Below are 17,598 nucleotides of genomic sequence, written 5' to 3' on the forward strand. Positions count from 1 at the left end.
GTGGAATATATTAGAATAACGGATATTACTGACCCCTTGTTTGTTCAAATGTACCGGCTGATGCAGCAGATTTTTCCTAAGGAGGAAGTATTGGCATTCGATTTGTGGAAAGAACCCCTTGCCGACCCTGGTATTCGGGTTTTCGTAGCCGTTCATGAGGGGAGAGTTGTAGGTGCAACGGAGTACCGTTATTACCCTGATTTTAATGTGGCAATGACCGATTTTACCATTATCGGACAGGCAGGCTTAGGTATTGGCCGCTTCTTGGCGCAAAAGCGACAAGAGGATTTGTTTGCGCTGGCTAAAGCAAGCAATAACAAATTATTTGGCATATTTGCTGAAGTTTACGATCCGTACAGAGTAGGAAAGTTTGAATTTGGTGGAATTAAACCCATGGATCCGTTCGTGCGCCGTGAAGTTCTTTCCCACCTTGGCTACAAACGCATCAATATTGATTATGTTCACCCATCGTGGAATAATGACGGCGAGGCCGTTACGGGATTAGATTTATGTTTTCTGCCTTATGACGAAACAACCGTAAGTATTTCAGCCGAGCTGGTGGCAAAGTTTCTGAAGCGTTACTATGCTGTACTGCCGAACAAACCCCAAGCTTGGTATGACATGATATCAAAAATAGAAAAACAGGAAGTCTTGGCTTTGCTACCGTTATAAAAGTAGCAAATCTTTCAAACACAAAAAAACTGCTCACATCTTCAGATTTATTACAAAACCAGCCACCGCCTTGTGAAGACGGTGGCTGCCAGCTGTTGGGAAACGCACTTTTTAAGAAGTGCGTTTTCTTGTAGCCTGGTGATAGGGGAAGGCCTGCAGGCCTTTTTATGTTTATCTACCTGTGAAGCCATCAGCAATTGATGATTTCTTCATAATTTCTTCATAATTTCTTCACGATGTCTTCATAATTTAAAGTTATAATTACTTCGTAATTACGAGGAGGTGGGAAAAGATGAACATGACCCATTATATGGAGTTGCTTGCTGTAAATCAGCCTTGGAATCTCATAATTTACATGGTGATTCCGGTTGTTTTGGCAGAGGCATTGGTGGCAACCGAATTCTTTGTCGTATTTAATAAACAGCAAAAAACCGGGACACTGCGGGCTTTGAACAAGTGGCTGGGAATAATTCTAGGATTTTATTTCTTAGGGATTTTTCTTAATCTCATGACTACTGCGGTTCCTAACATCAAATGGCGCGGAGCCGCTGATATTCTTGCCGTAGGTTTTTATTTAAGCGGCGTACTGCCACTCTTAAGCATTGCGCTAATGGAGCTTGGCATAATTGCTAAGGGAAAAGACGACGAAGCTAAACTTAAACTGCATTTCGTGTTACTGACGGTATTTCTTGTTGTAGCTCATATCGCTATGGTGTTCGGAATGGTCGATCCTACGGTTATGGGGTGGAGTCCAGACGCGGGGATTGGTCGTCCATCTCACATGCATTAAAGATATTTAAACGGAGTTGACCAGCCATCACCAACTGCCTGCCCGGCATTTCCAATATAACTTTTAGCGGGGCAGGCTAACTTTTTATCATGCGAATAATAAGACAGAACCATCATGTGCGGATGCTGATGGTTCTGGTTTGTTCATGATGCCAATTTTTTTATAGTTAAGCCTGGTCCTGGCTGAGACTTTCTGCCAGCCGGTCAAGCTCAAGCGCCAGCGTGTTTGTCTGCTGGATAGAGCTGGTAACATGGGTTATTGCAGCGGTAATTTGGGACACCATATTATGGATATTGTCCATCTCGTTATAAGTGCGACTGCTGTCAGACTGGATAGCCTTAATAATTCTCTCAATTTTCTGGATGGACTCGGCACTTGAGGCTGCCAGTTTGCGGATTTCTTCGGCAACAACACCGAACCCACGGCCGGCGTCGCCCACGCGGGCTGCTTCAATGGCGGCGTTTAGTCCCAAAAGATTGGTCTGGTTAGCCACCGATCTAATAAACCCCAGCACTTGGTCAGTCTCGCGCATGCGTTTTTCCGATTCGCGGGCAAGTTTTGCCAATTCCTGCGTAATTGCCGTAATCTCCTCGGCTTGGGCGGTAATTTCTTCAGACGTACTGGCTAGGACGGCAATACTTTCGGTCAACTTGCCGGCCATTTCTTTCAGGGTATCCTGGCGGTCAACCGTTTCCTGCGTACAGGCTGCGCCAATGACTTCGCCGCTTGAATTAACGATAGGGATGGCTACCGCAATATAGGGCTGACCAAAGAGTGATTTGTCGCCGCGGATGACTACCCGCCTCTTTTCGTGAATCGCCCGGTACACGGCGCTGCCCGGCTTTAGCGGTGAACCGACTTGCACCTTAAGGTCCAGTTTTTTGCCGGGCTTATAATATAAGTATTTTTCCCGGTCGGTGAGGCTGACTCCGCAGTCGCCAATGGAAAGGTCATTGAAAAATTCCAGGACAAAGCGAAACTTTTCTAATAATGCTTCATCATTCTCCCGCATAGCGACATCTCCTTATATCTAAAATACAAAACAATTAAACAATTAAGTTTTCGATAAAACTAAGCGAAACCCTGCAATAACCACTGACATTTACCGTCTTGCCGCCGGCGTAAAGAAAGATTATGCAAACGGTAAGCGATGGTATAATATACCTAAAAGATCAATTGAGGTGATGGCATGTGAAAAGAATTATCCTGGGCGGACAAGCGATCATCGCCGGCCGCGGGTCGTTAGACAGCCTAAGGGAAATAAATGGGGCCAGAGCGTTTATCGTTACCGGCGGCAATTCCATGTTCGCCAACGGGACAATTGCCAAAATCGAAAAAGTGCTGCAAGACAAGAAAATTGAAACATGCGTTTATTCCGGCATCGGCAAAAATCCTGACACCGGCGCCGTCCTGGATGGCCTTGCGAAAATGCGCGAGCTAGAGCCCGATGTGGTGATTGCCGTTGGCGGGGGCTCGCCGATTGACGCTGCCAAGGTCATGGCCCTGATGTACGACTATCCGGACCTTACGTTTGACAATATGTTAGCGGACGAGCTGCCGCAGCAAAGGCGCGGTGTAAAGTTTATCGCCATACCATCAACATCGGGGACAGGCAGCGAGGTGACCAGGGCGGCGGTCATTACCTTCCGGGACCAAAGCCTTAAAATCGGGTTGAAGACCGATGCGTTTGTGCCTGATGTGGCCATTCTTGACGCGGACATCACCATGAGCATGCCGCCCCATATTGTGGCCGAGACGGGCATGGACGCCGTCACGCATGCCGTGGAGTGCTATATTAACAAAAGTCTTGACGACTTCAGTGAGGCTTTGGCCAGAGGGGCAGTGGCCGGCCTCTTGGAGTATCTGCCGGTTTCCTATCGTGACATGACGCCGGAGAGCAGGGAAAAAGTACATCACTATCAATGTATGGCGGGTCTGGCTTTTGCCAATGTCGGGCTCGGCGTGGTGCACGGCATCGCCCATGCGGTTGGCGGCCAGTTTGACCTTGGCCACGGCCTGATCAACGCCGTTGTCCTGCCGTATGCGCTCAAGTATAATTCGCAGGACGCGGAGGTTAGGCGCCGCCTGGCCCGGCTGGCCCGCGAAGTCGGGTGTGACGACTTTGTCAACGCTGTTGAAAAATTAAACGACATTCTTAATATTCCCAAGTCGCTGCGGGAAACGGGGATAACTGAGCAAGAGTTTACCGCGGCTTTCAACCAACTTGTCGAAAACTCGCTGAAAGGTTCGACCCGCGTTAACCCCGTCCCCGTAACCAAGAGCGACATGGCCGCTTTGCTTAAATGCATTTATAGCGGTATGTCCATCGCCGTTTAGGCAGTAGTCCTACTAACACAAAAAAATCGGTCTGAATCCTGTTACAAGGCTTCAGGCCGATTTTTTTTGCCGAGCGTCATGCTGAACGGTCATTATTTTGGTACGTCCTTTGGATCCATGATGGCGATGTCGCCTTCTTCGCCGGTACGAATTCGCACGGCGTTTTCTATAGGATAAACAAAGATCTTGCCATCTCCGATATTGCCTGTTCTACACACCCGTTTAGCGGTTTCCAGCACCTTTGCTACCGGTACCTCACAGACGACAATTTCTACTTTAATTTTGGGTAAAAGATTAATATTATATTCTTTCCCCCTATATACTTCGGTATGTCCCTTTTGCAGCCCGCAGCCAAAAACCTGGCTCACCGTCATGCCGGTGACCCCGATGGCGTTTAGCGCCTCCTTGAGTTCATCCAGTTTGCCCGGACGGGTAATAATTTCAATTTTAGTCATTTTTCTCATTGTTTTCCTCCGGCACAATACTAATTTTTATTTACGAGTTTAAACTAACGGATGCATTGGCCGCCACCGCTTTTTCCGCCGGCACGTCATAACTGATGGGCGAACCTGTAATCAGATCTTGATAAGCATAACCCCGCTCGCCATGTTCGGTAAGATCGAGGCCCATAATCTCTTGGTTTTCACTGGCCCGCAGCTGCATAAACATACCCATGACTTTGAGAATAATGAACGTCATGACAATGGCAAACGCCCAACTCGCCGCGACCCCAATGAGCTGTACGGTTAATTGGCCAGGGTTGCCGTAGAACAGACCGTCGGCGCCGGCGGGATTTATCGCTTTGGAGGCAAAGAGGCCGGTTGCGATAGCTCCCCAAGTGCCGCCAATGCCATGGACGCCAAAGGCATCCAGTGCGTCGTCGTAGCCAAGTTTGGTTTTTACCACACTTACAGCCAGGAAGCAGACAATACCGGCAACCAGGCCAATAATTACGGCCGGCAGCGTTCCAACAAAACCGGCCGCCGGAGTGATGGCGACCAGGCCGGCAATACAGCCGCTGGCGGCACCTAATATGGTAGGCTTACCATGAAACAGCCATTCCGTGAAAACCCAGGCAACAGTGGCGGCGGCGGCCGCGGTATTGGTTACCGTAAAAGCGCTGGCGGCAAGGCCATTGGCCGAAAGCGCGCTGCCGGCATTGAACCCGAACCAGCCAAACCAGAGAAGGGAGGCGCCAATTACGGTCATGGGGAGGTGGTGGGGCAGTATTACCTCAGAACCATATCCTTTGCGCTTGCCAAGCATTAAAGCAATAACCAGACCGGAAACACCCGAAAGAATATGGACTACGGTTCCGCCGGCAAAATCAAGGACGCCTAACTCACGCATCCAGCCGCCTACACCCCATACCCAATGGGCAACAGGATCATAGACAACGGTGGCCCAAATCAGGGTAAAAATAACAAAGGCCGGAAATTTCATGCGCTCAGCAAATGCGCCGGTGATAAGGGCAGGGGTAATAACGGCAAACATTGCTTGAAAGATCATGAACGCAAAATGGGGGATGGTTGCCGCATAATCGGCGTTAGCCTCTTGGCCGACGCCCTTGAGGCCAATCCAGTCCAAACTGCCGATAATGTGGTTGACATCAGGGCCGAAAGCTAGCGAATAACCCCATAGCACCCATTGGACAGAGATTAAACTGACGATAAAGAAACTTTGCATGATGGTGTTTAATACATTTTTGGTTCGGACCATGCCGCCGTAAAATAAGGCGAGACCCGGGGTCATGAGCATGACCAAGGCGGCACTAATTAGGACAAAGGTAGTATCACCGGTGTCAATTTTGGCTGGTTCAGGAGCGGCGCCGTCGGCAAACGCCGCCGGCACAAAAACGGACAGCATTAGAAGACACAAACTTAAGATGGTCCATAACTTTTTCATCCTTATCCCTTCCTTTATGCTAAGTCATTGGGTATTCCCCGGCTGGTATAAATCATTTCATTGGCCGTATTCCTCCTTTCACCGTGAAAAACAGGAAGGCGTCCTAAGGCAAAGCCTTAGGACGCCATTGTCCTGTTAAACATGAAGCCTTCGCGAAACGCGAAGGCTTCATTGCCTAAAAATATATTATTTGCCAATAACTATACTATGCCAGCCGGGATGTGTCAATAAGAGAAAGTGTGTCTGAAAATTAGAATTTCGATAATGTAATTTTTGTAATTTTAGTAATTTTATTGGCATAATCTTCACAATGCCTTTGCAGATCTACTCAAATTTTATGTTTTATGCTGCCAGCAAAGCATACGTACTTCTCTCGAGATCTTGGAACGGCGCACTTATAAACAGCATTCACAGGGAATACATATCGTGCATATGCTTAATCATCAATGGGGTATTAACATTATGCCCATTATCGCAATAATATTCCCGATAATAAACAGGAGAACAGTAAAGCCTATTAAGTCCCGAATGTTAATATTAGCAATTGCCAGCAAAGGCAAGGCCCAGAACGGACATACCACGTTCCAGATACTTTCGCCCCAAGCCACCCCCATGGCTACTTTCCATGGTTCTACTCCCAACTTGGCAGCTGCTGGCAACATAAACGGGGCTTGTACGACCCAATGCCCACCAGCCGAGGGAATAAAAATGCTTATAATCAGTGAGGAAAAGTAGCAAGCCAGCTCGAAAGTCTCATATGTCGACATTTTTAATAACCAGTCGGAAATGACAAATACTAAGCCGCTGCCTTTCATTATTCCCATGATGCCTGAGTAAAACGGGTATTGGAGAATGATTCCCGCAGCCGCATTGGCTCCTTTACTTATAGCCTTAGTATAATTAATCAGGCTACCATGGGCTAATATGCCTAAGATTATGAAAATGAAGATTAGTAAATTCAAATTGAGGTTAAAACCATTTTTAATAAAGAAATAGCCAATGTAGGCAACGCCCATAAACCCTAAGGAGTAATTCAAAATTAAACTCGTATCCAAATGGTCCGCCAACTGCTTTTTCATTGCCACAGGAGTTGCCGCACTTTGCTCTTCCTCAAATAGTGCCGGGTCAGCTAGAACTGTATCCTCTTTTTTAGGGATCATTAGCAACAAAACCAACGGAATTATGACAGCAAGGCCGACGGTAATAAAGATTGCTTGCGGATGAAAGATTGTCTGTGAGAGTGGAATAATGCCCATTTCTTTTTCCAAAAAGTGCCCTTTGGTGTTAATCAATAATGGAACTGAAGCCGAAAGTCCTCCATGCGTTATAATAATCCCAGAAAAAGCAGCTGTAACCAACAGGCGAAAATCGACATCACGATGCAATTTGGCAGCTTCTCGGGCAAGCAAACCACCGGCGATCAACCCCAATCCCCAGTTTAAATAATACAGGGCCATAGACACAAAACCAATAAATAATATTGTTTGCCTAGGGGTGTGCGGTATACTGGCAATAAATTGAAGAAATTTGCGCACGACTGGGGCTGCAGCCAATGCATAACCGGATACTATTACGAGAGCCATTTGCATGGCAAAAGCCAAGATGCCAAAGAACCCTTCTCCCCAGTCGTTGATAATTTTCATAATAGGTGTATTGGTAATACTTATCGCCATGACTACTACAACTAACGTTATGAGCCAGGCAATTGTAAAAGGGTCAGGCAGATACTTTTGCATGAGGTTGACAAAGAACATCAATATGCGATTAATCATGTCATACCCTCCATTCTATTTCTAGTTAATGTCAAACATTGTGCATACTAATAATGCTTGTGTTTTTAGAAATTCGTTGCGTCCTAAATTTTATTTTTGTTAGATTCTCTAGAAACAGTTAATGAGTAGGTCTTAGCAAAATTTTGCTGAAAATATTTATCAACTATCAGGGACATAAAGAATTTTATCCAATAGTGTCAAGAGGAAAGGTAAATTTCTGAGTTTTGAGGCTTTTTCAATTCTTGAAAATAGATATGAAATAGCATAAAATAATACTGTTTTTAAATTAACTTCTTTTAAATTAACTTCCGTGACGTGGTTGAATACACGTTAAACCCTATCAATTATGTTTAAGATTGTTATTATTGGGGTGCATCCGGATAGTGCCCTCTTTTTTAGCTTAGAAGGGAGGACACTTGAATCCGGATGCTTTTTTCACATGACATTATATTATCCGTTTTATAACATCTATTTTTTTGACTTTTTTTGCCCGCTGACCTTGGAAACTATCATCATAGTGTGCTTATCACAAAAAGCATAATGAACTCTTACGCTGAGAAATCGGGGTATGGAGTCTCAGACATAGTACTCGGAAGCTTTAAGTTGATGAATCAGTTTTTTCATGAATTTTTTTCTGATTTTAGGTACTTCTTCAGAAGAATATTTGTAAAAACCCTCTCCTGATTTAATGCCTAATTTCCCCTCCTTTACTTTTTCCCTTAAAAGACGGTTGGCCTTCTGTGAGTTGTCCATAACCTTCAACAGGTTATCACCGACAATACACCAGATATCCAGCCCGCCAAAATCGGCAATTTCTAGCTGTCCGGTGGTTGCATACCTGAAAGCGGGGCCAAATTTTAAGGCTTTGTCTACATCCTCGGGAGCTGCAATGCCTTGTTCGATTATCGAGAACACTTCTCGGGCAACTCCTTGCTGGATCCGGTTAGCGACAAGGCCTGGAACGTCCTTTAAGACTTTTACTGTCTGTTTTTTTATTGAGGCATATAGTTTCTCAACCTCTTTATAGATAGACTGAGGCATATTCCCAAAAAAAGACATTTCTACAATGGGCATCAAATGAGCTGGGTTATACCAGTGATTTACGATCATTCGTTGTTTTCGGCGCTCACTGACCAATGCCATCATATCTGATAGTTTCAGGCTAGATGTATTGCTGGCCAAAACTGTATGTTCAGGACAATACTCGTCCAGCTTTTGGAACAGTCTTTGTTTTAGTTCTAGAACTTCCGGGACAGCCTCAATAACATAGTCGCGGTCAGTCACTGCCTGTTGCAGGTCGGTATGCAACTTGATTTTGTCAATAATTTTAGGGATTGAGTCTAAAGGAATATAGTTTTCTTCCGCCAAAAGTTCCAGTTCATCCCTAATTTCTGCCAACGCATTTTTCAACCTGGCGGCATCGATGTCGTATAAATTGACATCATAACCATACATGGCAAATGCTTCAGCGATACCATGCCCCATTGTCCCGGCGCCTAAAACTCCGATTTTTGTGATCATATTCGTTCCTGCCTTTCTTTTTAGTGTGTTAGTGTGTTTTCAGGCCCAATATCTGCCTGGCTTCGTCCGGGCTGGCAACTTCTTTATTCGCTTCCCTGATTAACCTGACTGCGCGGGCTACGAATTCAGAGTTAGAAGTAGCTAATCGGTTTTTGGCATAATACACGTTATCTTCCATGCCGACTCTAACGTGGCCTCCGAGCGCGATTGTAGCATATAAGATTGGAATGTGCCCCGCCCCAATGCCAAATGCTGACCAGGTAGCATCTCGCGGTATCAAATTTTTCAGGTACACAAGGTTTTCTACGGTTGCGGCAACGCCTCCCGCGGCCCCCAGGACAAACTGGTAGTGTAGCGGTGAAGCAAGCACGCCTTTTTTAACATAGTATAATGAGTTGTAAATCATCCCGGCATCAAATATTTCTATCTCTGGTTTTATGCCGTTTTCAAGCATTGTTTTGCCCAGCTTTTCCAAAAACTGCGGCGTGTTAAGGAACACACTGGTATGCATCCAGTTCATTGAGCCCGCGTCATATGAAGCCATTTCGGGTTTGAGTTCAATCAAATGGGCCATCCTGTCCTCATCTGTAGCGTTTAAATCGCCTGATGTTGTGAGATTAAGTACAATATCACACTTACTCCTTATAAGCCTGACGGTTTCTTTAAACTTCTCCTTGTCCATAGTCCCTTTGCCCTGATCATCCCGCATGTGTAGGTGGGCGATCGCTGCTCCGGCTTTCCAGCATTCATAAACATCATCGGCAATTTCCTGCGGCGTAAGCGGAATATTAGGATTGTGCTCCTTGGTCGGCCATGCTCCAGTCGGCGCTACAGTGATAATCACTTTTTCCATTTCTCTCACCTCATTGTTTAATTATTTGGGTTTCGTTGCGCTATAATATTGCAAATAACGTGCCAATATGTTTAAGCCCCAAACCGCGCCAGATAGTACATAAATAAAACCGGTGTGTGATGAAATTTTTCATCACACACCGGTTTAAGTTACTGACATTTCAGACATTTAAATTAATAATATTATTGATGAAAAGCATCATCAAGTTTGATGACATTTTTCATCAGACAGAGTTATCCCCAATTTTTTGACTTTTTTTACAATTGTCGATTGATCAATCTTTAAAATTTGAGCTGCCTTTCTTGTACTGCCACCAATAGCCAGGGCTTTTTTTATGGCATTTTTTTCTGCATTGCGGACAATTTCCCGCAAGCTAGACTCCTTGTTTGGGAATTCTGTATGATAATGATCAAGATTCAACAGGTTACCAATCAGGTCAGCCTTGATGACTGCTCTAGGTTCAGAAATTATGACCAACCTTTCTATAATATTTTGGAGTTCCCTCACGTTTCCCGGCCAGGGATATTGCTTTAACAATTCTATTGCGGGCTGTTCAATTTCAATATATTTTGCATAGCGTCCATTGTAAATGCTAAGGAAATATTGTGTTAGCAATTCTATATCCGTTGTCCTGACTCTTAACGGAGGAATATGGATAGGAAAAATGTTGAGCCGATAATACAGGTCTCCCCTGAACCGCCCCTGTCTGACCAATTCTTTTAAATCACGATTGGTTGCTGCAATTATTCGGACGTCAAGTTTTATCGGCTTCTTTCCTCCAATGCGGGTAATTTCTTTGTTTTGGAGGACTCTGAGTAGTTTTGGTTGAAGTTCTAGCGGCATCTCACCGATCTCGTCCAACAGTAAAGTTCCTTTGTTAGCTAGTTCAAATACGCCGATCCTGCCGGTATTTGCTGCTCCCGTAAAAGCGCCTTTTTCATAGCCAAAGAGCTCAGCTTCAAGCAGATTAGCGGGAATGGCTGCGCAGTTAACCTTGATAAATGGCTCATTCTTTCTGGCGCTGTTAAGGTAAATTTCATTGGTAACTACTTCTTTCCCCGTACCCGTCTCTCCTGTAATCAACACTGTAACGTCAAGTGTGGCGACCTGATGCACCATTTTTATTATCTGCTGGGCCTCAGGGCTCTGGCCGATAAAGTTTTTATTCAGATGCAACTTGCGGAGATGTTCAATTTCCTGTTTCTTTTTATGTTTGTCTTCCTCTACTGCCTTGATTTTTTCTTGTGTTGCTTCTAATTCGGCCTTCATAGCTAATAAATTAGTAATATCTCTGTCAATGACAACTACTTTTTTTACTTGGCCGTCTTCATCAAAAATTGGAGTACCTGTAATCAGCATTTTTTTGCCATTTCTTAAACTTTCACCTACAGAATTAACCTGTTTCCGATATTTGATCACTAAGGGTGTTACTGCATTTTTGTATAATCCTTCTTTTTCGCAATCGGTAACATATTTGTTTATTACTTCTTCTGGGTTTATGCCTGTCATCTCGACATAAGCTTTATTTACATAGAGCGTTTTCCCATCACCATCGGCGACATATATCCCGTCATACAGATAATCTCCAACTTCCCTGAGGTCAAACTCTTTTGCCTGCTTATATTCTTCCAGTACTTTTTTCAGACCTTCTGATACATCCTTAACGGGATCCAATTTATCATTTATCGATAATTCATCCGTACTTAATTTATCAATAAGGTATTTCAAAAACGCCACCGGACAAAACTGTTGTTTTTTTACCATTTTTATAACCTCCCGCAGGCGTTCAAGGCACAAAAGGCTCTTAAAGCCTATCTTCGAAAGAGCGGCGCGAGTCTTGACACCTGGCAAGCATAGGCCATGATTTCTTAGGCGGAAGCGTGAAATTGGCGAGCTTGTGATTAATCGCTCTCTTTTTTAAAAAATTTTATCCGGCTGGGTCGTTTTTACTTTCCGAATGGTATTGTTAGCCAAGGTACTTGAATGTCACCGTTTTCTTCATGTCAGGGTGGAGGCTGTTGTATACCGGGCATTCCTTAGCCGCAAGCTCGATGATCTTTCGTTCTTTGGCACTGTAATTATTATGGGGCAGAATAATTTCGGTAATCAATTCGACTATCCGGCGGGGATCGGTTCCCATTACTTTCGTTGTATGCACCTCCGCGCCATCGATGTTAAAGCCGTGAGTTTGCGCGGCAATGCCAATGATGGTTAACACGCAGGCCCCATAAGCCGTAGCCAGAAGGTCAGTAGGCGAAAATGCTTCTCCCTTGCCATGATTATCGGTGGGGGCGTCGGTAATTAGTTTGCTCCCGGACTGGAGATGCACCGACTCGGTGCGTAGCCCGCCCAGATATTTCGTTTGTACGGTAGCCATAGTAAAACCCCTTTCGCTTAGTTGCGTTTTTAAATGTATAGTTCGCTCTTTGGCTATTTTTTCCTCCGTTAACCGGAGTTTTGGGTCGTGAGATAAACCCCGCTGATAATTAACATAGCGCCGGCAATTTGCTGCCAGGAAACCGCTTCATTTACCAACAGGACGGCCAAGATCGTCCCCGCTACCGGCACGATATTCATAAATATCGCTGCCCGATGGGGACCGAGAACCGATACCCCGTGATTCCACCAAAAGAAGGCTAAACAGCCGCTCCCCAGCACCATATATGCCATACTGACCCAGCCGAAGAAACTCAGGGCAATAGCGCCGTTAAAGCCTTCCATGCGCGCAATTGCAAATAGGATGAGCGCGCCAACTGCGCTTGCCCAGGCGGTTGCCGCCAGCGCCGACATGGTGCGCATTACCTTGCGGCCGATGACGGAGTAAACGGCCCAGCTTACCTGCGCCAGCGCCAGCATAATATCGCCAATGTTAAAGCTTAGCCCGGTCAACACGGCCAGGCTGCCGTTGGCGACTACGACAATAACCCCGAAAAAAGATATGGCTACCCCTGCCAACTGGCGGAAGGTTAAGCGTTCGTTTAGCAGGAGCGCCGCCAGACAGGCCGTAGTCACCGGGCCTACCGCATTTAGCAGGCTCATGTTGGTAGCCGTCGATAGTTTGACGCCGCTATAAATTAAAAAATTAAACAGGGCTATCCCGGTTATCCCCAGGGCAATGATGCCAGGCAGCTGTTCCCGCCGGGGGAGGCATTTTCTGCCTTCAATATAAAACGCCAGAAGAATCAAGATGACGCTGACCGCGGCGAAGCGTAAAAATGCGGTCGTAACCGGTGACAACTCGCCAACCGTATATTTGGCTGCTACTGCGTTACCTCCCCAGAGTATGGCCGTCAGCGTCAATAAAATATAGACTCCCCGCTCGGTATTGAAAAATTGTATCAAAACGGTTGGCACCTCCGTGATGAAATCTTACCGAAAATATTATAACTTACTCTAAATATTATAACTTACTCTCAACTCTTACACGATATGAAGGCGGAATTATTTATGTGCCCTGGCGGGACTTTGAGCGGGAGGGGCTCAGCACCTATATTTACGGCCCCGGTCATCCTTGGTACCTTCGGAAAAGCCTGGGGCAAAGAATTAAAATAGTGATACTTTACATTACTCCTAATCTGGAATACAATGTAAATAGGTGAATAGACAGAGAGCTAGGGGGGCCTGTTGGCTGAGAAGACGGCATGTCTGACCCTTGGAACCTGATGTGGTTAGCACCACCGTAGGGAAGCTTTCAGCGAACAATACGAAGCAAGCTTTTCTGCGCTTGCTTTTTCTTTTTACATTTTAGATTAACAAGGAAGGTTGGGATTGACGTGACTTACAGTACCCAAATGGATGCGGCGCGAAAAGGGATAATAACCGAACAGATGAAAATCGTCGCCGCCAAAGAGAAGATGGATCCAAACCGGCTGCGAGAACTGGTCGCCAGCGGGCAAGTGGTAATTCCCGCGAACAAAAATCACCGCAAGTTAGATCCTGAAGGCATTGGCGCAGGGCTCCGGACCAAAATCAACGTAAATTTGGGCGTTTCCAAAGATTGCTGCAATATTGAACTGGAACTGGAAAAAGCAAGGAAGGCAATCGAGTTAAAGGCTGAAGCCATCATGGACTTAAGTTGCTACGGCAAGACCCGGGAATTTCGGCGGAAGTTGGTTGAGATGTCACCGGCGATGATTGGCACCGTTCCGATGTATGATGCGGTGGGGCTGTTGGAAAAGGACCTCAAGGACATAACGGTGGATGAATTTTTTAAGGTCGTAGAGACCCATGCGGAAGACGGCGTCGATTTTATGACCATCCACTGCGGGATCAACCGGGCCACGGCGGAAAGGGTTAAACGGAATAAACGGCTGACAAATATTGTTTCCCGGGGCGGCTCGCTGCTTTTTGCCTGGATGGAACTGAACAATCAAGAGAATCCTTTCTATGAATATTATGACCGGCTGCTCGATATCTGCGTTAAGTACGATATTACGCTCAGTCTGGGGGATGCGTGCCGCCCCGGGTCGATTCACGACGCTACCGACGCTGCGCAGGTCGAAGAATTAATTGTCCTGGGTGAGTTAACCAAACGAGCCTGGGAGAAAAACGTCCAGGTAATGATCGAAGGACCAGGCCACATGCCCATCAATGAAATACCAGGTAACATGATGCTGCAGAAACGGCTGTGCCACGGCGCCCCGTTTTATGTCCTGGGCCCAATCGTTACCGATATCGCGCCGGGCTATGACCATATTACAAGCGCCATCGGCGGGGCGATTGCCGCGGCTCACGGCGCTGACTTTCTCTGTTATGTAACGCCGGCTGAGCATCTGCGCTTACCTGATCTTGATGACATGAAAGAAGGAATAATCGCGGCGAAGATTGCCGCTCACGCCGCCGATATTGCGAAAGGTATTCCTGGAGCGCGTGATTGGGACAACGCGATGAGTGAAGCCCGGGCGAATGTGGATTTCCCGCGCATGATCGAACTGGCGATTGATCCGGAAAAGGCCCGCCGCTACCGGGAATCATCCAAACCGGAACACGAGGATACTTGTACTATGTGCGGTAAAATGTGTCCGATGAAGAACATGAAAAAAATACTTAATGGCGAGGACTTGTGTATAAAATAAGAGGTCGGGAGATTTTTCTCCCGGCCTCTTGTTTACGAATTAGCCGTTTCTGCTTGACCGCGCCAAGCTGGACGAGCTATTCGAACGAATAGCCAAACCAGAACAACGGTGTAGGATGGTGGACCGCCTGGAAGAAGAATTGGCCGCATGGGCAAAATAGGATTAGAACCTAACCGAAATTTAGGCAGAAAGAAGGGGGAAAACGCTATGGGGCTCGATTTTCAAAAGAACCTGGGAGATACTGACCGGGCCGTCCGAATGGTTGTCGGGGGATTTTTGCTTGGGCTGGCTGCCAGCCAGACAATTGCCGGGCCTTGGGCAGTGGTTGCTGCCGTTTTCGGCGCGTCCCAGATCATCGAAGGCTATTATGGGTATTGACTTGTCTATGATTTATTGGGTTGGTCAACCCGGAAGGCGAAGGTTTGACGTGCCATTGTGTTTATTTTCTAATGCGGTCAGTAACTCGTGAACCGTTTCCCCGTCGTCGGGATAGGTAGCAATGACAGCTGAAATACTTTCCTCGTTTAGGATGGGCAGACGGCTTTTCAGTCTTTCCAGTATGACGTTTACTCCCTCCCCGCCGGTAAATGGCAGGAGGAGCAATAAATTACGCTGCTCGGTTAAAAAGACCGAGTCTATCTCGCGGAGCAACGACCTAATCGTGTCTTTGACGGTAAAAAGTTGTGGCGAATTGTCGATGGAACGCAATTTAGGCGGTAAGTATAACCCGAGCAGAGCGAGCTTTGTTTTCGCTCTGCTCGCCCGGTTAATCTCCAGGCGAATCGCATCTTCAATTGCCAGGGGAGGTCTTAAACCGCACCGTAAAAGTAGTGCCTTCGCCCGGAATGCTGTGGACGGTCACTGTCCCGCCGTGCGCTTCCACCAGGCTTTTTACGATTGCGAGGCCAATGCCGGAGCCGCCGCTTTGCCGGTCACGCGCTTCATCGCACCGATAAAATTGATCAAAAATGTGCGGAACATGTTCCGGCGGTATGCCTGGGCCATCATCGGCTACCGTTACTTCGGACCACTCGTCTTCTTCCGTTACGGTCACCGTTACGCGGGCTCGTGCGTAGCGCAGCGCATTGGACAATAAGTTCTGGAAAATTTGCGTCGTCCGGCCAGGGTCGGCTTCGACGATGGCGTCTGAGCCTGAACAAGAGAGCAAAATCCCTTTTTCTTCGGCAATAGGGTTAAGCAGGGCAACGCTTCTGCCTGCTAATTGCAGGAGGGATACTTTGGTTTTTTCCAGCGGCAGGTGTCCGGCATTGGCCAGCGAGAGGTCCCGCAGATCCTTAATCAGCCGGCTAAGGTGAAGCGCTTCCTCGTGTAGCGATATAAGTTGTTCTTTATTCGGTTCGATGATGCCGTCAATCATTCCCTCCAGGTTACCTTGGATTATGGTAATCGGGGTTCGTAGTTCATGGGCGATGTCGGCGAGCAGACGTTTGCGCAGTTTTTCGTTAATGGCCAGCCGGTCGCTCATGCTGTTGAAAGCCTCGGCCAGACTTGCCAATTCGCCGCCGGTGGTGATCTCCACTTTTTGGCCGTATTTTCCCTCTTTGATTTCCGCCACGGCGAGACTGAGCCGCCTGAGCGGTTCCGAAATTCCCCTGGCGAGAACGTAACTGGCAGCCAATCCGACAATGAGCATACCGGCGCCTACCCAGGCAAGTCCCCGGTGGACCGACGACAGATAAGCCAGCTCGTGTACGCCGTACATGCCCATCATGTGCCCGTGGCCGGCGGCGCCCACGGCCGTGACGTAAGCCCGGAAATGCGTGGTCATCTGCCAGTCAGTCAGCCATATCATTACCCCTACAGTTACGGCCAGGAGGAGAAACACAAGGCCGGTTATTTTTTTAGTAACACTCATTTTTCTGCCTCCGCCGGCAGGAACTTATAGCCAATCCCGTAGACTGTTTGGATATACTGGGCATTGCCGAGTTTTCGCCGCAAATTTTTCACGTGCGCATCGACCGTTCTTTCGTACCCTTCAAACGAGTAGCCTTGTATATGCTCAATAATCTGAAGGCGGGAAAAAACCCTTTTCGGATTGCCGGCGAGCAGGGCAAGGAGCTTGAACTCTGTTGGCGTTAACTCTAACGGAACATCGTCGATTTTTGCCACATGTCTGTCTCGATCGATCGCGAGCCGGCCGGCAATTATGACGCCGCTGCTTTCTTCTGTTCCTTTGCCGGACCGTCGCAGAATGGCTTTTACTCTTGCTACCACCTCTCTGGGGCTGAACGGTTTTACCACATAATCGTCGGCGCCCAGTTCAAGGCCAATCAGCTTATCGGTTTCCTCATCTCTGGCCGTAAGCATGATTATCGGTATATTGCCTTCTCTTCGCAGTCGCCGGCATATTTCAAACCCGTCCAACTGTGGCAGCATTACATCCAGTACCGCGATATCCGGTGTTTTATCTTGGATGAGCCGCAGGCCTTCGGTTCCATCGTACGCTTCGTAGACGATAAAACCTTCCTTTTCAAAATAGGTTTTTAGAAGGGCGACGATTTTCTTGTCGTCGTCGACAATTGCTATTCGTTTAGCCATTTTTATGCACCTCTATGGAACATTATATTATATCTTCTCCATGGTTCAATGCATTTTCTGGTCGCCGGAGCGCGAACGGCAAAGTAAGCGTCAGATACCATCACTGACGAAACG

Annotated in this window: 16 protein-coding genes and 1 riboswitch; of the genes, 5 read left to right on the plus strand and 11 right to left on the minus strand. The window is 46.9% G+C overall.

Going from position 1 to position 17,598, the window contains the following annotated elements; all coding sequences use genetic code 11:
* Together BLQ99_RS02695 and BLQ99_RS02700 are read left to right on the plus strand one after the other, a co-directional pair.
* Complete coding sequence (locus BLQ99_RS02695; protein ID WP_093687892.1) at window positions 1–672, plus strand: GNAT family acetyltransferase; 672 nt, start codon at window positions 1–3, stop codon at window positions 670–672.
* Between the two features lie 292 nt (window positions 673–964).
* Window positions 965–1,462, plus strand: a complete 498-nt coding sequence (locus tag BLQ99_RS02700) for a DUF6803 family protein (protein ID WP_093687894.1) — start codon at window positions 965–967, stop codon at window positions 1,460–1,462.
* 166 nt (window positions 1,463–1,628) lie between these two features.
* Here the strand turns inward: BLQ99_RS02700 and BLQ99_RS15245 are convergent, their stop codons facing one another.
* Window positions 1,629–2,474, minus strand: coding sequence for a methyl-accepting chemotaxis protein (locus tag BLQ99_RS15245; RefSeq protein WP_093687896.1), 846 nt, complete (start codon window positions 2,472–2,474; stop codon window positions 1,629–1,631).
* Window positions 2,475–2,653: 179 nt separating this feature from the next.
* Between BLQ99_RS15245 and BLQ99_RS02710 the strand changes: the two genes are divergently transcribed.
* Window positions 2,654–3,799: an iron-containing alcohol dehydrogenase gene (locus BLQ99_RS02710; RefSeq protein WP_093687898.1), complete on the plus strand. Its 1,146-nt coding sequence runs from the start codon at window positions 2,654–2,656 to the stop codon at window positions 3,797–3,799.
* Window positions 3,800–3,891: 92 nt separating this feature from the next.
* On the opposite strand, the gene BLQ99_RS02715 is transcribed toward BLQ99_RS02710, so the two are convergent.
* The 8 genes from BLQ99_RS02715 to BLQ99_RS02750 form a co-directional block, all read right to left on the minus strand.
* Window positions 3,892–4,263: a P-II family nitrogen regulator gene (locus tag BLQ99_RS02715; RefSeq protein ID WP_093687900.1), complete on the minus strand. Its 372-nt coding sequence runs from the start codon at window positions 4,261–4,263 to the stop codon at window positions 3,892–3,894.
* A gap of 31 nt (window positions 4,264–4,294) precedes the next feature.
* Window positions 4,295–5,704 carry an ammonium transporter gene (locus BLQ99_RS02720; protein WP_093687902.1) on the minus strand — a complete coding sequence of 470 codons (1,410 nt, stop codon included), beginning with the start codon at window positions 5,702–5,704 and terminating at the stop codon, window positions 4,295–4,297.
* Between the two features lie 443 nt (window positions 5,705–6,147).
* Entirely contained in the window at window positions 6,148–7,476 is a 1,329-nt protein-coding gene (locus tag BLQ99_RS02725; RefSeq protein ID WP_093687904.1) for a short-chain fatty acid transporter, read from the minus strand.
* Between the two features lie 576 nt (window positions 7,477–8,052).
* The gene (locus BLQ99_RS02730) at window positions 8,053–8,997 is read right to left on the minus strand and encodes a 3-hydroxyacyl-CoA dehydrogenase family protein (protein ID WP_093687906.1); all 945 of its coding nucleotides are present in this window, start codon (window positions 8,995–8,997) and stop codon (window positions 8,053–8,055) included.
* A gap of 28 nt (window positions 8,998–9,025) precedes the next feature.
* Window positions 9,026–9,850, minus strand: a complete 825-nt coding sequence (locus BLQ99_RS02735) for a beta-keto acid cleavage family enzyme (protein WP_093687908.1) — start codon at window positions 9,848–9,850, stop codon at window positions 9,026–9,028.
* 201 nt (window positions 9,851–10,051) lie between these two features.
* Window positions 10,052–11,614 (minus strand): sigma-54 interaction domain-containing protein, encoded by a 1,563-nt coding sequence (locus BLQ99_RS02740; RefSeq protein WP_093687910.1) that lies wholly within the window; start codon window positions 11,612–11,614, stop codon window positions 10,052–10,054.
* Between the two features lie 202 nt (window positions 11,615–11,816).
* Window positions 11,817–12,227, minus strand: coding sequence for an OsmC family protein (locus BLQ99_RS02745; RefSeq protein ID WP_093687912.1), 411 nt, complete (start codon window positions 12,225–12,227; stop codon window positions 11,817–11,819).
* 68 nt (window positions 12,228–12,295) lie between these two features.
* Complete coding sequence (locus BLQ99_RS02750) at window positions 12,296–13,192, minus strand: DMT family transporter (RefSeq protein WP_143005858.1); 897 nt, start codon at window positions 13,190–13,192, stop codon at window positions 12,296–12,298.
* 261 nt (window positions 13,193–13,453) lie between these two features.
* Window positions 13,454–13,553: riboswitch (TPP riboswitch) on the plus strand.
* A gap of 70 nt (window positions 13,554–13,623) precedes the next feature.
* Here BLQ99_RS02750 and thiC point away from each other — a divergent pair.
* Together thiC and BLQ99_RS02760 are read left to right on the plus strand one after the other, a co-directional pair.
* On the plus strand, window positions 13,624–14,925 hold the full coding sequence (thiC, locus tag BLQ99_RS02755) for a phosphomethylpyrimidine synthase ThiC (RefSeq protein WP_093687916.1): 1,302 nt from the start codon (window positions 13,624–13,626) through the stop codon (window positions 14,923–14,925).
* Window positions 14,926–15,132: 207 nt separating this feature from the next.
* Window positions 15,133–15,303, plus strand: a complete 171-nt coding sequence (locus tag BLQ99_RS02760; RefSeq protein ID WP_171904574.1) for a YgaP family membrane protein — start codon at window positions 15,133–15,135, stop codon at window positions 15,301–15,303.
* A 412-nt stretch (window positions 15,304–15,715) separates the two neighbouring features.
* On the opposite strand, the gene BLQ99_RS02765 is transcribed toward BLQ99_RS02760, so the two are convergent.
* Window positions 15,716–16,801 (minus strand): sensor histidine kinase, encoded by a 1,086-nt coding sequence (locus BLQ99_RS02765; protein ID WP_093687920.1) that lies wholly within the window; start codon window positions 16,799–16,801, stop codon window positions 15,716–15,718.
* Entirely contained in the window at window positions 16,798–17,484 is a 687-nt protein-coding gene (locus BLQ99_RS02770; RefSeq protein ID WP_093687922.1) for a response regulator transcription factor, read from the minus strand. The genes BLQ99_RS02765 and BLQ99_RS02770 overlap by 4 nt, the downstream gene beginning before the upstream one ends.
* Window positions 17,485–17,598: the final 114 nt, after the last annotated feature.

Origin of the sequence: Sporolituus thermophilus DSM 23256, from assembly GCF_900102435.1 — a bacterium.
Taxonomy (GTDB): domain Bacteria; phylum Bacillota; class Negativicutes; order Sporomusales; family Thermosinaceae; genus Thermosinus; species Thermosinus thermophilus.